The 17,165-nt window shown below is 58.4% G+C and carries 13 protein-coding genes; 8 read left to right on the top strand and 5 right to left on the bottom strand.

Features of this window, described 5'->3' with window-relative positions; genetic code table 11:
- The first annotated feature begins 12 nt into the window (after positions 1-12).
- Both NSJP_RS04350 and xth read left to right on the top strand, forming a co-directional pair.
- Entirely contained in the window at positions 13-858 is an 846-nt protein-coding gene (locus tag NSJP_RS04350; RefSeq protein WP_080885708.1) for a mechanosensitive ion channel family protein, read from the top strand.
- Positions 859-1,059: 201 nt separating this feature from the next.
- Positions 1,060-1,839 carry an exodeoxyribonuclease III gene (gene xth, locus NSJP_RS04345; protein ID WP_231989489.1) on the top strand — a complete coding sequence of 260 codons (780 nt, stop codon included), beginning with the start codon at positions 1,060-1,062 and terminating at the stop codon, positions 1,837-1,839.
- A gap of 44 nt (positions 1,840-1,883) precedes the next feature.
- On the opposite strand, the gene NSJP_RS04340 is transcribed toward xth, so the two are convergent.
- From NSJP_RS04340 to NSJP_RS04325, 4 genes are all read right to left on the bottom strand, one after another.
- The gene (locus tag NSJP_RS04340) at positions 1,884-2,528 is read right to left on the bottom strand and encodes a CHASE3 domain-containing protein (protein ID WP_080885706.1); all 645 of its coding nucleotides are present in this window, start codon (positions 2,526-2,528) and stop codon (positions 1,884-1,886) included.
- Between the two features lie 148 nt (positions 2,529-2,676).
- Positions 2,677-3,966 carry a 4Fe-4S dicluster domain-containing protein gene (locus tag NSJP_RS04335; RefSeq protein WP_080885590.1) on the bottom strand — a complete coding sequence of 430 codons (1,290 nt, stop codon included), beginning with the start codon at positions 3,964-3,966 and terminating at the stop codon, positions 2,677-2,679.
- A gap of 143 nt (positions 3,967-4,109) precedes the next feature.
- On the bottom strand, positions 4,110-7,556 hold the full coding sequence (locus NSJP_RS04330) for a molybdopterin-dependent oxidoreductase (RefSeq protein ID WP_080885705.1): 3,447 nt from the start codon (positions 7,554-7,556) through the stop codon (positions 4,110-4,112).
- 465 nt (positions 7,557-8,021) lie between these two features.
- On the bottom strand, positions 8,022-9,443 hold the full coding sequence (locus NSJP_RS04325) for a sigma-54-dependent transcriptional regulator (RefSeq protein WP_080885704.1): 1,422 nt from the start codon (positions 9,441-9,443) through the stop codon (positions 8,022-8,024).
- Between the two features lie 842 nt (positions 9,444-10,285).
- Here NSJP_RS04325 and NSJP_RS04315 point away from each other — a divergent pair.
- The 5 genes from NSJP_RS04315 to NSJP_RS04295 all read left to right on the top strand — a co-directional run bounded on the left by NSJP_RS04315 (position 10,286) and on the right by NSJP_RS04295 (position 16,492).
- Positions 10,286-11,539 carry a BaiN/RdsA family NAD(P)/FAD-dependent oxidoreductase gene (locus NSJP_RS04315; RefSeq protein WP_172834157.1) on the top strand — a complete coding sequence of 418 codons (1,254 nt, stop codon included), beginning with the start codon at positions 10,286-10,288 and terminating at the stop codon, positions 11,537-11,539.
- An 83-nt stretch (positions 11,540-11,622) separates the two neighbouring features.
- Positions 11,623-13,071: a DUF4832 domain-containing protein gene (locus NSJP_RS04310; protein WP_172834156.1), complete on the top strand. Its 1,449-nt coding sequence runs from the start codon at positions 11,623-11,625 to the stop codon at positions 13,069-13,071.
- Positions 13,072-13,081: 10 nt separating this feature from the next.
- Positions 13,082-13,759 (top strand): succinate dehydrogenase cytochrome b subunit, encoded by a 678-nt coding sequence (locus NSJP_RS04305; RefSeq protein ID WP_080885700.1) that lies wholly within the window; start codon positions 13,082-13,084, stop codon positions 13,757-13,759.
- On the top strand, positions 13,759-15,672 hold the full coding sequence (locus tag NSJP_RS04300; RefSeq protein ID WP_080885699.1) for a fumarate reductase/succinate dehydrogenase flavoprotein subunit: 1,914 nt from the start codon (positions 13,759-13,761) through the stop codon (positions 15,670-15,672). Before NSJP_RS04305 ends, NSJP_RS04300 begins: the two co-directional genes overlap by 1 nt.
- A gap of 28 nt (positions 15,673-15,700) precedes the next feature.
- Complete coding sequence (locus NSJP_RS04295; protein WP_080885698.1) at positions 15,701-16,492, top strand: succinate dehydrogenase/fumarate reductase iron-sulfur subunit; 792 nt, start codon at positions 15,701-15,703, stop codon at positions 16,490-16,492.
- Positions 16,493-16,595: 103 nt separating this feature from the next.
- Here the strand turns inward: NSJP_RS04295 and NSJP_RS19470 are convergent, their stop codons facing one another.
- Complete coding sequence (locus NSJP_RS19470; RefSeq protein WP_172834155.1) at positions 16,596-16,823, bottom strand: hypothetical protein; 228 nt, start codon at positions 16,821-16,823, stop codon at positions 16,596-16,598.
- On the opposite strand from NSJP_RS19470, the gene NSJP_RS19465 reads away from it, so the two are divergent.
- Positions 16,725-17,150: a PilZ domain-containing protein gene (locus NSJP_RS19465; RefSeq protein ID WP_331714214.1), complete on the top strand. Its 426-nt coding sequence runs from the start codon at positions 16,725-16,727 to the stop codon at positions 17,148-17,150. The genes NSJP_RS19470 and NSJP_RS19465 overlap by 99 nt on opposite strands.
- Positions 17,151-17,165: the final 15 nt, after the last annotated feature.

Genomic DNA, 17,165 nt, shown 5'->3' with positions numbered 1-17,165 from the left:
CGACGGAGTGCTGTGAATCAATTCGACTGGATCCGCTTCGACAGTTCGGTGAGCTGGGACGGGCTCACATCGCTCGTTCTGCTGGTGTCGCTTCTGATCATCCGCGCCCTGGTCGTGCGAGGAATCTCGCGCAATGCCGGGTTGTCGATGGAAGCGAAGCGACGCTGGGTCGTGACGACCAGAAACTCGATTCTCTTCGCGTTTCTGATCGGTCTCGCGGTGATTTGGGCGCACGAGCTCCAGGCGTTCGCCGTGTCGCTCGTCGCGTTGGCCGCCGCCCTTGTCCTTGCAACGAAGGAACTCTTGCTCTGTTGGAGCGGATCGGCGTTGCGGGTCGGGGGCAAGGTCTATTCGGTCGGAGATCGCATTCAAATTGCCGGCCACCGAGGCGTGGTATTGGACCATGACATGTTTACGACGAAACTCCTGGAGATCGGTCCCGGCCAGGCTTCTCATCTCTATACCGGCCGTGTGACGGTGTTCCCCAACAGCCTTCTCTTCACCAACGCCCTGGTCAAGGAAAATCCGGGGCAGGAGTACGGGTTGTATACGCTGGCGGTGCCGCTCCAGTCGGATGAGCATTGGCAGGAGAAGGAGAAGCGGCTGCTCGAGTCGGCCAAGGCCGAATGCGCGCCTTTTATGGCCGAGGCCAGCCGTCAGATGAAGCTCCTGGAGCAGACCAACCTGCTGGAGGCTCCCTCTCCGGAACCTCGCGTCACGATCCAGCTGGTCGATTCGGGACGGATCCACTTGATCCTGCGATTTCCAGCTCCGGACCGAGGCCGCTCGAGAATTGAGCAAGCGATACTCCGCCGATTTCTCATGCCTGCCGCGTCATTCCAGCAGCATCCTGCATAAGCCAGCGATTGGGTCGTATGCGGTGACGGCCGGCCCCTGGTGGTCTGGCCGGAATGCCGCCGGTCGGATTTCTCGAACAAAGGCTCGCCGTGTATTCCAACCGGGCGGCCTCGGCCGGGGACATGATGTTTTCGAGACCGGAGTGCTCCGCTTGTTCATCCGGGGAAGCATCTGGTAGCATCGCGGCTGTTCAGAGGCAACATGATGAAGATCGCCACATTCAACGTCAATTCACTGCGCAAGCGTCTTCAGATCGTGCTGGATTGGCTGGAGCACAACAAACCCGATGTGCTTTGTCTGCAGGAAACAAAGGTGCAAGACAGCGAATTCCCTTTGCTTGGCCTCGCTCCCTGCGGGTACGAGATCACGTTCCGCGGGATGAAATCCTACAATGGCGTCGCGATCCTGAGCCGGAAGAAACCGGACGTGGTTCGGGCCGGACTGGACGACGGAGGAGAGCCGGATGAGCCTCGCCTGCTGCACGTGGTGATCGACGGAATTCCGATCATCAATACCTATATACCCCAGGGGTTTGAAATCGATTCACCGAAGTACGCGTACAAATTGGAATGGTATAAACGACTCCGATGCTATTTTGACAAGCATCTGTCCCCCGATGCCCCGGCCATTTGGTGCGGAGACATGAACGTGGCGCCGAGACCCATGGACGTCCATAGTCCCGAGAAGCATCTCAAGCACGTCTGCTATCACGAGGATGCCAAAAACGCGTACCAGGGGACACTGGGCTGGGGATTTCACGATGTGTTCGTGCGGTTGTATCCGAACCGTCAGCAGTATACGTTTTGGGATTATCGAGCACCGAGTTCGTTGGAGAGCAACAAGGGCTGGCGCATCGACCATATTCTTGCGACGGCGCCGCTGGCTGAACGGTGCATCAAGGCCGACGTCGACGTCGAGCCTCGGCGTGCGAAGGATCCGTCAGACCATACCTTTCTCTGGGCGGAATTCTCGATTCCATGATGAAATGACGTGTCGAGTCGCGGTGGCGAGGGGAGAGGAAGGGGTTACGTTTCCGACCGCTGAGGCGCGGCAAAAGCGGCAAGCAGTAACTCCATCACCAGCACTCCGACGAACACGGCGCCGGCTTGGGCGGCCACCAGCTGCCAGAGCGTTTTTTTCTGTCGCTCGAGCGGGGTCAGGTCCGCTTCCGGAAATTGCCTGGCGATTTTGGTTTCGAAGTCGTCGAAGACTGCCGAGATGGTTTTCGCCAGCGCCAATCCTTCACCGGCCCGTACATAGGCCAAAACTTCTTCCGATTCCCCGTTGGCAATCTTGGTGGCAAGCTTCCGCTTGGTCGTGATCAATTCGTCAAGCCGTCGCTTGAGCACCTGGACGCTTCCCTGAAGTGCTGGGGTCGAGCCGGTCAGCCGTGTCAAACGCTCAAGCGCCATCGGGATTTCTTCTTCGGCCATGACCATGGGAGCCAGGAAGTAGGGTTGCCGCACGAGGACGTACCCACGAAACCCATTATCGATATCCGAAGTCCAGCGGCGCAAGATGAGCACTTCTTCGCGGATCGCGCTGCGCTGTTGCTGCGAGACGATGTTGTCCTGCCACTGCCGGAGGAGCATCATCTGCTCGATGGAAAAGATCACGATCAGGACGATTCCCGCCCCGAGGTAAGCCCACAGTTTTGATCGTCGTGCCACGAGTCCTTTTAGCGTTGGTACGCTGAGCCGGTGTTCCGGCTCTTTTTGACGATCAGCAGATACACGAAGGGCAGAGTATTGAATCAATACTCTGCCCTTCCGCGCTCGACCGCCCGCGGCCCCGAGGCCGCGGGCTCGCCGGGCCGGCCTACAGCCAGTTCACCCGTTCCGCGGGTCTGATGTAGATCGGCTCTTCGACCTGAATGCGCGCCACTTCCTTCCCCGACTTGTTGAAGCCCAGCACGGTATCGTTGTACATCTCGAACCGCTTCCCGTGAATCTGGGTCTCAAACACCTTCGGGCCCGGAATGACGTCATACCGGAAGACGATCTGCTGACTGGCGCGCCACAGCTGCAGCACCGCCAACAACTCCCGGCTCGGCACCAGATACTTCTCAATGGCATTGTCCACGCCCGGACCGAACATCTGCCGGGCATAGCCCCGCGGGCTGTGCCGCGGCGGAATGTAATAGCCATTGGGCTCCGTGCCCCACTGCGGATACAGAGGCAACGCCACCTGCTCCACCCGAATGGTGTAGTACAGGGGGTGCCACCGGTCCTCCGCCCACAGGCCGTCCTCGCCGATGCGCACCAGGCTCTGCATGCGGATCTTCCCCACGCACGCCGCCATACAGCGCGTTTCCATCGGCTCGCCGCCCGTCAGCGGATCCTTCCCCTCGATCCGCGGATAGCACGCAATGCACTTCTCCGACACCCGGGTCGTCCCCCGGTACATCGGCTTCTTGAACGGGCACTGCTCCACGCACTTCTTGTACCCGCGGCAGCGGTTCTGGTCGATCAACACAATGCCGTCTTCCGGCCGTTTATAGATCGCCTTGCGCGGGCAGGCGGCCAAACAGCCCGGATACGTGCAGTGGTTGCAGATCCGTTGCAGGTAGAAGAAGAACGTCTCATGCTCCGGCAGCGAGCTGCCGGACAGCCGCCACGGTTCATCGCGCGAGAACCCCGACCGATCGATCCCCTCCACCAAGGAGCGCATCGACGTGGCCGTGTCCTCGTAGATGTTCACGAAGCGCCATTCCTGGTCCGTCGGAATGTACCCGATCGCCGCCTGGCCCACCTTGGCCCCCGCGTCGAAAATGGTCATCCCTTCGAACACCCCGTAGGGCGCATGGTGCTTGCGGCCCACCCGCACGTTCCACACCTGCCCCCCCGGGTTCACTTGCTCGATCAACTGCGTGATCTTCACGTCGTAGAACTGGGGATACCCGCCGTACGGCTTCGTCTCCACGTTGTTCCACCACATGTATTCCTGGCCCTTCGAAAACAGCCAGGTCGACTTGTCCGCCATCGAACACGTCTGACACGCCAAACACCGGTTGATATTGAACACAAAGGCAAACTGCCACTTCGGATGCCGCTCCTCATACGGATACAGCATCTTCCGTCCCAGTTGCCAGTTATAGACTTCTGGCATTGTGAATCCTCCTTCTCATGATCAAATGGTTGTGTGCGTCATGCATCATGTTGTCTCAGTGCTGAGTTCTAAGTCCTGAGTGCCGAGTGTCCGGGAGCCGCGTCCTGAGGTAAGCTCAGGACGCGGCTCTCAGCACCGAACTCCTACACCTTGATCTTGATGTGCTCACCTTTGAGCCACTTGATCATGAACTCGTTCTCCTGTCCCGGGGTAAAGCCGGTGCGCACCGGTTCCCACGGGCCGCGCGCTCCGATGCCGCCGTCTTCCGCCTTGGTGATGCGGATCAAGCATTCCTTCGGCACCGTGTTGACCGCGTGGTGGTCGATTTCGAACCCCCACTTCCATTTCAACCCGTTGGCGTGTTTGCCCGGGAGCGAGTCGGTCTGGTGCATCGGCATCAGCCACGACCGGGTAAAGGACTGTTGGGCCCCGTACCGGAAGTTGGACTGATAGCCGGTGTCCACCGCGATGGCTCGGCCGTCCGGCCGGGTCTCGTGGCCCTTCACCGACTTCGCCGTCGACACGTACGGGGCGTGCTTCGCCATCGTCACGTGGTACGGATAGGCGGGGTTGTACTTCGCCCGGATCATCAGACGGGCCACCTTGTAGAACGGATCCGAGGGCTTCCAGCCACGATAGGGCCGGTCCACCGGGTTGCCGTCCACATAGACGTAGTCGCCGTCGTTGATGCCGCGGTCTTTGGCCGCCTGCGGGTTGATGTGCAACTGGTGCTCGCCGACGCCCGGCGTCCGTTTGTCCATGCGGTACGGATCGCCGAAGTTCGACTCGTAAATCTGCACCCAGTCGTTCACCGACCACTGGCTGTGCACCCGGTGCCGGGTCTTGGGCGTCACGCAGTAGAACTGGTAGCCCTTCTCCCACAACGGGTTGGCGTGCCGCTTGATTTCCGCCCACGGCAGCTTGATGTTGCGCACCGTCTTGTCGTCATGGTGCTGCGCCGTGATCGGAATGCCGTAGTCGTCCGGTCGGACGTACGGGTTGGTCGTGAAGATGGCGTTCGGCAGATACGGGGTCGCCTCCGGGCCTTCCCGGTGAACGATGAAGTTTTCCCCGTACTCGATCGCCTCGGGCTCGATGCGGTAGGTTTCAATACGGCCGCATCGCGTCCACTGCGGTTTCGATTCGTTCGTTTCTTCCCAGAGCGGATGGCGGGGATAGGTTCGTCCCATGACCATCCAGCCCTTTTCCGACTTCAGCATCACGTCAGCGTTGTACCCGTAGCAGGTCGCGCTGGCGTCGAGCGCGCGTTGGACGTACACGTCCACGCGGTTCTGATACACGAAGTGGAACACCTGACGGATACGGACATCGCCCGTCATTTCCGTCAGTCTGGCCGCCACGGCCGCAAAGGTATCGGCATCGTTGCGGGTGTCGTACAGCGGCCGGATGCCGCCCTTCCAGATTTGCACCCAGGGATTCGACACCGTCGCCGTCATCTCCGGATAGGTGAATTCCATCCAGGAGTTGCAGGCAAACGCGATGTCGGCGTGGTTGACGTCCGAGGTCATCTCGATGTCTTGCGTGACGATCATCTCGATGTTCGGATCCACGTTGCGCACCATGTCATAGTGGTGCTTGGCGTTGTTCAGAATGTTCACGTTGGTTACCCACCGCACCTTGCTCGGGCTCGGCATGTGCGTCTTACCCGTGAACACCTTGCGTCCGTACTTCGGCGTATTGACGATCAGGGCGGTGTCGCCGTGGTTCCAGTAGCCGACCTCCTCGCCGTAGTAGTAGGACTTCGTCTTGATTTCCTTCCCGTGCGCATTAGGATCGAGGGTCTGATTGAACGGATCCTCGCCCGTATGCACCGCCAGGCCGGCGCCCGACCAGGGGGTGGCGTTCCAGATACCGGCTTTGTAGTTGCCGGACCAGGTATGACATCCCGTGCCGAACTTTCCGATATTGCCGGTCAAGGTCAGGACGAATGCCGCTGCCCGACCCATTTCCGTCATATGGAAGTAGTGACAGACACCTTCGCCGTTGTGCATGGCCGCCGGCTTCACGGTGCCTGAATCCCGACCCCAGCGGACGATCAAGTCCTTGGGCGACCGGGTGATCTGATTCACCGTATCCAGATCGTAGTCCTGGAGGTGGACCAGGTACATCTGGTAGATCGGCGATACGTCCACTTCGCGACCGTTCAGCAGTTTGACGCGGAAGGTTCCGGTCAACGCTGGATCGATTCCGGTCTGCACGAAATGGAAACCGACCTGTTCCCGGTTGACATAGACCGGCTGCTTTTTCGCCAGGTCGTACATCATAAACCCGCCCAAGCGCTCGATCTGTTCGGGCTTGAGGGCCTGAATCCGCCCCGAATAACTCTTGGAGTGATCCGGGAACTTGAAATCAGGGACGACGTCACGCGGATCCAGATACTGGAGCGTGTCCGTCCTGACCAGGATCGGAAGATCGGTGAACTGCTTGATATAGTCGATGTCCTGCAGGTTCTCGTCGAGGATGATTTTGGAACCACCCAGGAACAAGGCGCCGTCCGTCTCCGGGCGCACCGGAATCCAGTAGTCGGCCCGATAGGCCGTCGGATTGTACTCCGGCGTGATCACCACGACGCGGCCACCGCGCTCGATGCACTCGAGCTTCCAGTGAGCTTCCGGCATCTTGTTCTCGACGAAGTTCTTGCCCCAGCTGGTGTTCAGCTTGCTGAACCGCATGTCGGAGAGGTCAATGTCGCAGTTCTGCGTGCCGTTCCACCATGGATGGGAGGGGTCTTGGTCGCCGTGCCAGGTGTAGTTCGAATAGTACTTTCCGCCTTGGGCCCTGTCCGCGTCCACTTTGCGGATCCAGGAATCCAGAAGCGGCAACACACCGCCGTTGAAGCGGGTGTTCATCATCTTCCCGATGATGCCGAGCACGGGCATACCGGCCCGATGCTTAAAGCACCGAACTCCGGCGCCCTTCATCATCTCGATCATCTCCGGTGCATAGCCCTGTTCGCGCAGGCGCCGAGCGCCCGCTTCGCCGCTGTACCGGGTCGCGATGAGGATGCAGCCCTTGGCCGCATAGGTCGCCGCGGTATCCCAGGACACCCGCATCATGTCGTCCAGAAAACGGGCGTCAAATTTATATTTCCGCTTCACGTCCGGAGTTAACTCCGGGGAGCCGGCATCCATCCACTCTTTCCAACCCTTCCGCATCAACGGTCCCTTCAAGCGATACGGGCCGTATACGCGGCGGTGGAAGGTGAATCCTTTTAGGCACATCCGGGGATTATGTGCGAATGTCCCGCGGTTGCCGTAGAGATCTTCGTAGGTTTGATGGTCATAGTTCTGTTCGACCCGCATGACCACGCCGTTGCGAACAAAGGCGCGAACGCGGCATCCGTGAGTGTCGTTCGGGGAACAACACCACGTAAAAGAAGAATCGTAACGATACTGGTCGTGGTAGACCCGCTCCCAGGACCGATCCGGATAGTCACCCAGTGGGTTACCCACTTCGATGACCGGCTGCAGCGCCGTCAAGGCCAAGACCTTGTCCGCCACTGCGACAGCCGCGACCGTTCCAGCTGTAATTTTTAGGAACTGCCGACGTGAGACTAATGATTGCTGCATTGCGAACACCTCCTACTTCAAAGACAATCTTGCGTAACGTTGCCGTTACCTCTGTCAACTCTGAAAGGCCCACCGACCTTCCCTCTCACCCCCTTTCGACTAGAATCGAGTCGCACGAACATACCTCCCTCGTCGCTCATGGACGGAACATCTTTACAAGCACCATGCCGGTAGCATGGCTAAATGCTAGGGAAATGTCGGCGACGCAATGCCGATATTCAATTTGTAAATCAGCATGTTATGGTTTTTTGACTGAAAGGAGTTCTCGAGCAGGATCCAGCAGAAAACAGGGCCTGTCAGCAGCGCCTGACGAAGAAATGGGGCGACTATCGTAAGCCTATGATTTATATATGATTTGTGTGTCAGTGAATGCTGACAGTGAAGTTGATAATGACTAAATCAATTAAAAATCAATACGATACAAGGAAAGACGGGGTGAAGTGTAAGGAAAGAATGACAGCGGGACTACTTCTCGTCTCTCAAATATCGCCGCATAATTTCGTGGAAGTAGGAGCGAGGTAATCCTGCCTCTTGAGCCGCATGTGTGACGTTGCCCTGATGGTGGTCCAGTTTGGACTTGATGTAGCGGCGACTGAAGTCCTCCAATACCTTTTCCTTCGCTTTCGCATAGGGAAGAGAGAGGTAATCATCTCCTTGGGCTCTTTTTGCTTGATCGGTAAACTGCAGCAGGCCGATAACATCCTCTTGGCTGATGCGATCCCCGTTAGCCAGCATGACCGCCCGCTCCATGACGTTGCGAAGTTCCCGAACGTTCCCAGGCCAGGGATAGGCCACGAGTTCCGTGACAGCAGAAGGATGCAATTCATTTACATATTTACCGAATTCCTTCGTATATCGGGACATGAAATGGCGGGCAAGCAGAGGAATATCCTGTGATCGCTCGCGTAGGGGCGGCACTCTGATGGCCATGACATTGAGTCGGAAAAACAGATCTTTGCGGAATTCATTCCGTTTTACCTTCTCGGTAAGCTCCTGATTGGTCGCTGCGATGAAGCGCGCGCTGACTTTTTTCATCTGCACGCTTCCCACGGCCCGCATTTCTCCCTCTTCCAGAACCCGGAGCAGCTTTGCCTGTAATGGAAGAGGCAGGTCGCCGATCTCGTCAAGAAACAGCGTGCCACCAATTCCCCGTTCGATCAATCCGAGCTTATCTCCAACGGCCCCCGTAAAGGCGCCGCGCACGTGGCCGAAGAGTTCGCTCTCGACCGTTCCTTCCGAGAAGGTCGTGCAGTCGACGACCTGAAAGGGGCCGTCACGTTCGGCGCTCCGTTCGTGGATGGCCCTGGCAATCAGCTCCTTTCCGGTTCCCGTTTCTCCAATGATCAACGTGGTGGACTGCACCCGCGCGGCGGCTTCGATCAAGGCCGTCACATTGCGGATGGCGGGGCTTACACCAATCAATTCCTTGAATGTCTGCGGCTCTCCCTTCTGGGGAGGCTCGTACCGGAATAAGATTTCAGAAATTCGCATCGCTCGGTGAATCCTGGCGGCCAAGTCCAGTCTTTCGAATGGTTTGGTGACATAGTCAAACGCTCCGCAGCGCATCGCTTCGACGGCGGTATCCACAGTTCCTACTCGACTGATCACGATGACTGGAATCCTACGGTCTCTCGCTTGGATCCGCTGCAGCAACTCGATGCCGCTCATTCCCGGCAGCCGGACCTCCGTGATCACCAGATCAATTCGCCTGTCTTCAAGGACCTTCAACGCACCTTCTGCGCGCGCGGCGATCACCAAGTCGACCTGTTCATCTGCTTCGCGGGGAAGCTCTGCCTCAACAGTGCGCAGAAAGACTTCCACGTCTCCGCCGTTGTCCTCAACCAGCAGGATGGTGAAAATCTTGTCGGTCACCGGTTTGATGCTCATAGCGTTCCGTTGGGTCCTAGTGTCGCAGTTGCTAGGCTACCACAGGAGAGCCGCCGTCCTCCAACAGCGGATGTCGGGGCGCCACTTTACGAAAGGGTTTGATCGGATCAAAATGAGGGAAGAGGGGCGTGGAAAAAAAGAGAGGGGGGGAGCAGAGTCAAAAGGGATAGCAGAGATTGTAACCGCTGAATTTTATGGGAATATCATCTCGCCACCCACTTTCGCAGGGTAGAGGTAGACGTCGAGCCGCGACGAGCGAGAACCGTGGTTCCGATCGGAACCCTTTCCAGGCTTCGATGCGGTCGTGTGCGCGACGTCCACGCCTGCCCTGTTCGGCCGGTACGGCAAGTCATCCGTGCCGGCCGAACCAGATGGTGCTCTATGCTGCATCGAGAATCGGTTGCTTCCCGCGCGCTTTTAATGAGCGATTCTGAGCAATCAGTGGATCAAGTACCAGACCGCAATTGATGCAACGGTGTACGGTGACGTCGGTCGAATATTCCGGCCGCCACTCTTCGATCATCAACCCGTGACATTTTTGACAGGTCATTGCCCACCTCCACGGAAACAGGTTTGCGTACGAGCGCAACTGTAGCAGCAAAAGATTAACGGGGTGTTAACGGTTAGTTAAAACCCTCTAATGCGAAAAAGTATCCCGATCACTGCAAGTTCTCAGGATAATTTCTGATTTCGTCGGCGGATTGAACCCAAGCGGGACGCTTCCCATTTCTTGAATGCGATCGATTCGCTCGGGCTCTCTTGGTCCATCAGAGCCATGCTATATAGTGAGGCGCGCCGGTCAATCTCGAAGACTTATCACTTCCGTGCAATCTCAGATGAGCATGCGAACGGCGGATGTCGTCATCGTCGGGGCCGGGGCGGCCGGTCTGACCGCCGCACTCTTCGCGACTCAAGCTCGCGCGACGAAGAGTCGTGTCGTGCTTCTCGACGGAGCAGCGACGGTGGGGGTGAAGATTCTCGTATCCGGGGGTGGACGGTGCAATGTCACGCACCATACGGTTACCGCGGCAGACTTTTTCGGAAACCGACGGGTTATCAAAAACGTTCTCGCAGGATTTCCGGTTCAGGACACCATTGCCTGGTTTGCATCGCTTGGCGTCACGCTCAAACGCGAGGAAACCGGAAAGTTGTTTCCCGTTACCGACAAGGCCCGGACAGTTTTGACCTCCTTGGTCAGCAGTTGTCAGGCTCGGGGTGTGGATATTCTGTGTCGGCATCGCGTGAGTCGAATTGATCGAGTGCCGGATCCTCGGGACGGGTATCTATTCCTTGTGCACCACTCTCAAGGAAGCATGGCCGCCCAAAAAGTGATACTGGCAATGGGAGGACGTTCACTCCCGAAATCCGGCAGTGATGGAATGGGCTATGTCATGGCCGAACGGTTGGGACACCGCGTTTCTCCGACAAGTCCGGCGCTGGTTCCGCTTGTTTTGGACGAAGGCATGTTTCATCAACGTCTCATGGGCCTTTCACAAATCGTTCGTTTGACGACGGTCATTGACGGGAAGAGGGTGGATCAGCGGATCGGAAGTCTGCTCTGGACTCATTTCGGGGTGAGTGGTCCCGTCGTGATGGATGCGAGCCGCTTCTGGACCCTGGCGCGGCATCAGGGGCAGGATGCGGAAATATTCGCCAATTTCCTTCCTGATTCGAGGTCCGAGGACATCGATCAGTGGTTGGTCGAACAGACCATGCAGTCGTCTCAAAGGACCGTGGCAAAAATCCTATCTCAACGCGTTCCGCTACGTTTTGCCGAGGAGGTTGGTCGGCATGTGGGATGCGATCCATCGCGTCTGTTGGCCCAGTGCCCCCGTCAAGACCGTCTTCGTCTGGTAGATGCGCTGAGCAGACTTCGGTTGCCGATTGTGCGCGACCGCGGGTGGAATTATGCCGAGGTGACGGCCGGCGGAGTTCCACTGGAGGAGGTCGACTATCGCACGATGGAATCCAAGCTGGTCTCGGGTCTTTATCTTATCGGTGAGATGCTCGACTGTGACGGGCGGATCGGCGGATTCAATTTTCAATGGGCCTGGGCGACAGGATCGCTGGCCGGCCGCGCCATCTCCGGCACATGATTCGTCCGGTATGATTGACATTTTGCGTTCCGGCCTCAACAATGAAAGAGAAAGGAAGTGGACTTCCAACCAGCGGAGCGTTGGTGAAGACGTCGCGATCGTTTCCGATCCTTCTCACGATCTGGTATCTCCTCCTTTCACTGGCAACCTCGATCGATGTCGTGACCGCCGGTGAGCCTGCCGCCGCAACGGACGATCAACGTGCGTCGCCGCCGTTAGTCACCGTATATCCGTTACAAATCGACGATATTCTCTATAATCCCGGCATGGGGTTTGCCGATTTCCATTTCGGGTTCGATCATCCACCTTCAAGGACTCAGTATCCTCGTTCGACCGTGGCGTATTTCCGTTGGTCATGGGCCGACCTTGAACCGGTAGAGGGGGAGTATAACTTTCAGCTCGTGGACGACGTGATCGCTCAGGCAAGGGCCAAGGGTGAAACCCTGGCATTTCGGATCATGACTGAATATGAGGACGGATCACCGGCCTGGCTGCTGGACAAGGGCGTGGCAAGCGTGTCGGTCTCCGGCGGTACGTTTCCGGATTACAATGATCCCCGTTTCCTGGAAGCCCATGAACGACTCCTGAAAGCATTAGGGGCCCGGTACGGCGACTCTCCGGCGATCGACCATGTGGACATTGGGTCGATCGGTTGCTGGGGTGAATGGAACATGGCCTGTTGCCTTGGAGTGGAAGCGCGTTGCAAGCAGCTGTACGCGACGGAAGACAATCAGCGGAAGATCACCGATTGGTATTTCCAATACTTCCCGGCGGTGCCTCTCGTGGCATTGGTCGGAGGCCAACTGGCGTACGCGACGGCTCAAGGGGCCGGCTGGCGAGGAGACTGTTTCGGTGACTACGGGTATTTCAGATCCGATTGGAACCACATGGACCATGTCTATGCCCGAAAACTCCGCGATCCGGTCGTCGCGGAAGCGTGGAAGCATGGTCCCATAGAATTCGAAGTCTGTGGCGTGATGCAGGATTGGATCGACAAGGGCTTCAATCTCGACCTGATTCTCCAAAAAGGCTTGGAGTGGCATGTCTCAGTATTGAACGCCAAGTCTGAACCAGTTCCGGAGAGCTGGCGGCCACGCATCGAGGAATTTCAGAAGCGACTCGGGTACCGGCTGGTGCTTCGCGAGTTGACGCATACCGTCGAAACCATTCCAGGAGGCATCGTCACCGTCCGGTCACAATGGAACAACGTCGGCGTGGCTCCGATGTATCACGATCATCCGCTCGCCTATCGCTTGCGATCGAATGAGGGCGCCGTCGTGGCACAATGGGAGAGCGAGGCCCGTCCGATGGACTGGTTGCCCGGCTCGTCGATCCAAGTGGAGGATGCGCACCCTCTGTCCGAGGATCTTCCGGCCGGGCGATATCATCTCGACGTGGCGGTCCTGAGCGAGGATGGGAGCACGGCAGACGTCGAGTTGGCGATTGCCGGAAAGCGCGCGGACCGCTGGTATCCCGTTTCCGCCTTGACGGTGCGGCGCGAACAAGCACGGGACGGAGCACCGTCGCCATGAGGACTCGAAGATGACGCGGTTCTTCACCGTCTTCTGTACCTCGCTTGGCAGCAAGGTTGTAGTGGCGTTGACGGGTCTGGTGCTTGCCGGCTTCGTCGTGTTCCACATGCTGGGGAATCTGCAGGTGTTCGAGGGCCAGGAGGCGCTCAACACCTATGCGGCATTTCTTCGTGAATTACCCATCTTATTGTGGTCCGCTCGAATCGGACTTCTGCTGACCGCGGCTTTGCACATCGGATTGACGATCCAATTGGTGATACGAAACCGTCGGGCTCGGCCCGTGGCCTACGCAAGCCGCGTCTACCGCCAAGCATCGATCTCCTCACGCACGATGGCCTTGACGGGAACTCTGGTCCTGTTGTTCATCGTGTTTCATCTGCTGCACTTGACCGCCGGGGTCGTGGACACTTCCTTCGTGGACAGGCTGGATCCGAGAGGGCATCGGGACGTCTACAGCCGGGTGATCCACACGTTTCAGAATCCCTGGTTCGCGCTGCTCTATCTTCTCGCTCAAGGAGTGCTGGCGGTGCACCTCAGTCACGGTGTCTCCAGCAGCCTGCAGACCCTGGGATTGGAGCATCCGGTCCTCAATCGGGTCTTCAGAGCCGCCGGTCCGTTCGTGGCCGGCACGGTCGCGCTGGGCAATTCGGCGATCGTTTTGGCGATTGCTCTTGGAGTTCTGCGTTGATGGTCCGCCTCGATTCAAAAGTGCCGTCGGGTCCCTTGGAAACCAAATGGGATCGGCACCGGTTTACCGAGAAACTCGTCAGCCCCAACAACAAACAGGCCATCAAGATCATCGTCGTCGGAACAGGGCTGGCGGGAGCCAGCGCCGCTTCCACCTTGGGACAGCTCGGTTATCACGTCGACTGCTTCTGTTTTCATGACAGTCCGCGCCGCGCTCACAGCATCGCTGCCCAAGGCGGCATCAATGCGGCCAAGAATTACCAGGACGACGGCGACAGCATCGCCCGCCTGTTCTATGACACCGTCAAGGGAGGGGATTTCCGCTCCCGCGAAGCGAACGTCTATCGATTGGCTCAGGTCAGCACGCAGATCATCGATCAATGCGTCGCACTGGGCGTCCCCTTCGCCCGCGAGTACGGGGGACAGTTGGCGAACCGCTCATTTGGGGGCGTGCAAGTCTCGCGCACGTTCTATTGCCGGGGACAAACAGGTCAGCAATTGCTGCTGGGCGCCTATTCGGCGCTCTGCTGGCAAATCGAACGGGGCCAGGTCGTCATGCATCCGCGGACTGAAATGCTCGATTTGATCGTCGTCGACGGTCATGCCCGTGGGATCGTGGTCCGCGATCTGATTTCCGGACGGCTCGACGTGCATGTGGCGCAGGCCGTGGTCCTCGCGACAGGAGGGTACAGCAATATCTTCTATCTCTCGACGAATGCGACCGGCTCCAATGTGACCGCGACCTATCGGGCCTGGAAAGAAGGCGCCGCATTTGCCAATCCCTGTTTCACCCAGATCCATCCGACCGCCATTCCGCCGAGTGAGGAGCATCAGGCCAAACTGACCCTCATGTCCGAATCGCTTCGCAATGATGGAAGAATGTGGGTGCCCAAACGGGCTGGGGATTCACGGGCGCCTGAGCAGATTCTCGAGTCCGAGCGGGATTATTTTCTTGAACGGCGATACCCGCGGTTTGGCAACCTCGTGCCGCGAGACGTGGCGTCACGTGCCGTGAAAACCGTATGCGACGAGGGATGCGGAGTCGGACCGGGCGGCCATGGCGTCTATCTCGATTTTGCCGAGGTGATTGAGCGGGAAGGGCTGGGGCTGGTTCGGGAACGCTACGGCAATCTGTTTGAGATGTATCAGCGCATCACGGGAGAAGATGCCTATAAAGCTCCGATGCGGATCTATCCGGCACCGCACTATACAATGGGTGGCCTCTGGGTCGACTACAATCTCATGAGCACCATTCCAGGCCTTTTCGTCGTCGGCGAGGCCAATTTCGCCGACCATGGAGCCAATCGACTGGGAGCCAGCTCGTTGATGCAGGGATTGGCCGACGGGTACTTCATCCTGCCGTATACGATCGGACATTATCTGGCCACGACCAAGAGCGCGCCGATCACGCGTGATCATCCCGACGCGCGCGCGGCGGTGGAGCGGGTAACCATTCGCTCGACAAAGTTGCTCCAGGGCAACGGAACGCGCACGGCCGCCTCGTTTCATCGCGCACTCGGCCATATCATGTGGAATGCGTGCGGCATGGCGCGCCGCCGCGCCGGGCTCCATCACGCGCTGCAGACCATTCCGCCGCTGCGGCACGATTTCTGGCGCCAAGTGGCTATTCCCGGCTCAGGGGAGACGTTCAATCAGCAACTGGAGTATGCCGGGAGGGTGGCGGACTTCCTGGAATTTGCGGAATTGCTGTGCCATGACGCGCTGCATCGCGAAGAATCATGTGGGGCGCATTTCCGTGAGGAGCACCAAACCCCGGACGGCGAGCCGATTCGTGACGACGAACGGTTCGCCTATGTCGCCGCGTGGGAATATCAGCCCGATGGAACGCCGATCCTGCACAAGGAACCGCTGGTCTTTGAATTTGTCAAACCGGCGATGCGGAATTATCAATAGACGAGCCTGAAACAAATCGCGGGGATATATGCACTTCACGTTGAGCGTGTGGCGGCAACGGGGTCCGGACGGCCAAGGCGCGTTCGTGAGCTATCCCGCCGACGATATCAGTCCCGCGATGTCCTTCCTCGAAATGCTGGACGTCGTCAATCAACGGCTCATTCTGAAGGGCGAAGAGCCGATCGCCTTCGAATCCGACTGCCGCGAAGGCATCTGCGGGGCCTGCTCGCTGGTCATCAACGGTATTCCTCATGGCCCCGACCGAGGAGTCGCCACCTGTCAACTCTATATGCGGCGGTTTATTGATGAGACGGTCATCACCATCGAACCCTGGCGTGCCAGAGCCTTTCCCGTGATCCGGGATCTCGTTGTGGACCGCCGGGCATTGGATCGCATCATGCAGGCGGGCGGCTATATTTCTTCGAACACGGGAGGCGCCGTCGACGGCAATACCTTTCTCATCGGCAAGGATCGGGCGGAAACGGCGATGGATGCGGCCTCCTGCATCGGCTGCGGCGCCTGCGTGGCGGCGTGTCGGAATGCGTCGGCCATGTTGTTCGTGGCGGCGAAAGTATCCCACCTGGCTCATATACCCCAGGGCGGACCGGAGCGGGCCAGACGAGCCGATGCGATGATGAAGGCCATGGATCGGGAGGGATTTGGTTCCTGCGGCAACCAATATGAGTGCGAGGCCGTCTGTCCGAAATCGATCAGCGTGCATTTCATCGCCACGTTCAATCGGGAATTCCTCCGATCGACCATCGCCGAACCCGGCCCTCTCACCGATGCGCCGGCCGACCCCCACGCAGAGTTTCATTAAGCCACCGGCGGCGTCGGCTCGCTTGGTGGTCGTCAGGGAAAAGCGCTGTTTTGTTGACAGGATCGGAGAGTTGCATTATCGATGATCTCAAGACAGTCCCCGATCAATAAGCCGGATGCCGGTCACATTCGACGACGCTATGGCCCGCCTCCTCCATTGTCCGCAGTGCCGCCAAGAAAAAATCCTGCGTGAGCAGCCGGTGTCCGCCGGTGAGCGGGTCGCAGCGCTGTTGATGATGTCCCCCTTCAGTTGCCAGCATTGCAGTTGCCGATTCATGGCTTCCAGGATCGGCGTGGTGATGCCCGAGCACAAAACCGAGCGACGGCAGCATCTCAGGATTCCGGTGCGCCTTTATTTATCATTTTCTGGAGGAAAGGTTCGCGGAGAAGGCATTGTGATGGATCTCTCGGTCGGTGGATGCATCATCAAGAGCGACACGCTGGTTCATGTAGACGATATTTTTTATCTGGAAATCACGACCGACCAGGATCAGGCGCCGCTGGAAGTGGCGGCCATGGTTCGATCCGTCAGTCAGCGGGGTATTGCGTTCAAGTTTCTCCGTGCCGCACAGGAGAACAAGCGCTTGCTGGCCTTCGTCCAATCCCGAAGCGTTGAACATCATGATCGGCTCGCCCCCAAGCTGCGAGCCGCCAGTTAAGCTCCCTTCGCCTCC

The sequence above is a fragment of the Nitrospira japonica genome (assembly GCF_900169565.1).
Classification (GTDB): domain Bacteria; phylum Nitrospirota; class Nitrospiria; order Nitrospirales; family Nitrospiraceae; genus Nitrospira_C; species Nitrospira_C japonica_A.
This window is presented reverse-complemented; position numbering and strand designations above follow the sequence as displayed.

Coding starts and splice junctions, on each gene's coding strand:
- NSJP_RS04305 (WP_080885700.1), top strand. CDS start 13,082: ATGACGCGGTTCTTCACCGTCTTCTGTACCTCGCTTGGCAGCAAGGTT.
- NSJP_RS04295 (WP_080885698.1), top strand. CDS start 15,701: ATGCACTTCACGTTGAGCGTGTGGCGGCAACGGGGTCCGGACGGCCAA.
- NSJP_RS19470 (WP_172834155.1), bottom strand. CDS start 16,823: ATGCTGCCGTCGCTCGGTTTTGTGCTCGGGCATCACCACGCCGATCCT.
- NSJP_RS04325 (WP_080885704.1), bottom strand. CDS start 9,443: ATGAGCATCAAACCGGTGACCGACAAGATTTTCACCATCCTGCTGGTT.
- NSJP_RS04315 (WP_172834157.1), top strand. CDS start 10,286: ATGCGAACGGCGGATGTCGTCATCGTCGGGGCCGGGGCGGCCGGTCTG.
- NSJP_RS19465 (WP_331714214.1), top strand. CDS start 16,725: ATGATGTCCCCCTTCAGTTGCCAGCATTGCAGTTGCCGATTCATGGCT.
- NSJP_RS04300 (WP_080885699.1), top strand. CDS start 13,759: ATGGTCCGCCTCGATTCAAAAGTGCCGTCGGGTCCCTTGGAAACCAAA.
- NSJP_RS04330 (WP_080885705.1), bottom strand. CDS start 7,556: ATGCAGCAATCATTAGTCTCACGTCGGCAGTTCCTAAAAATTACAGCT.
- NSJP_RS04335 (WP_080885590.1), bottom strand. CDS start 3,966: ATGCCAGAAGTCTATAACTGGCAACTGGGACGGAAGATGCTGTATCCG.
- xth (WP_231989489.1), top strand. CDS start 1,060: ATGATGAAGATCGCCACATTCAACGTCAATTCACTGCGCAAGCGTCTT.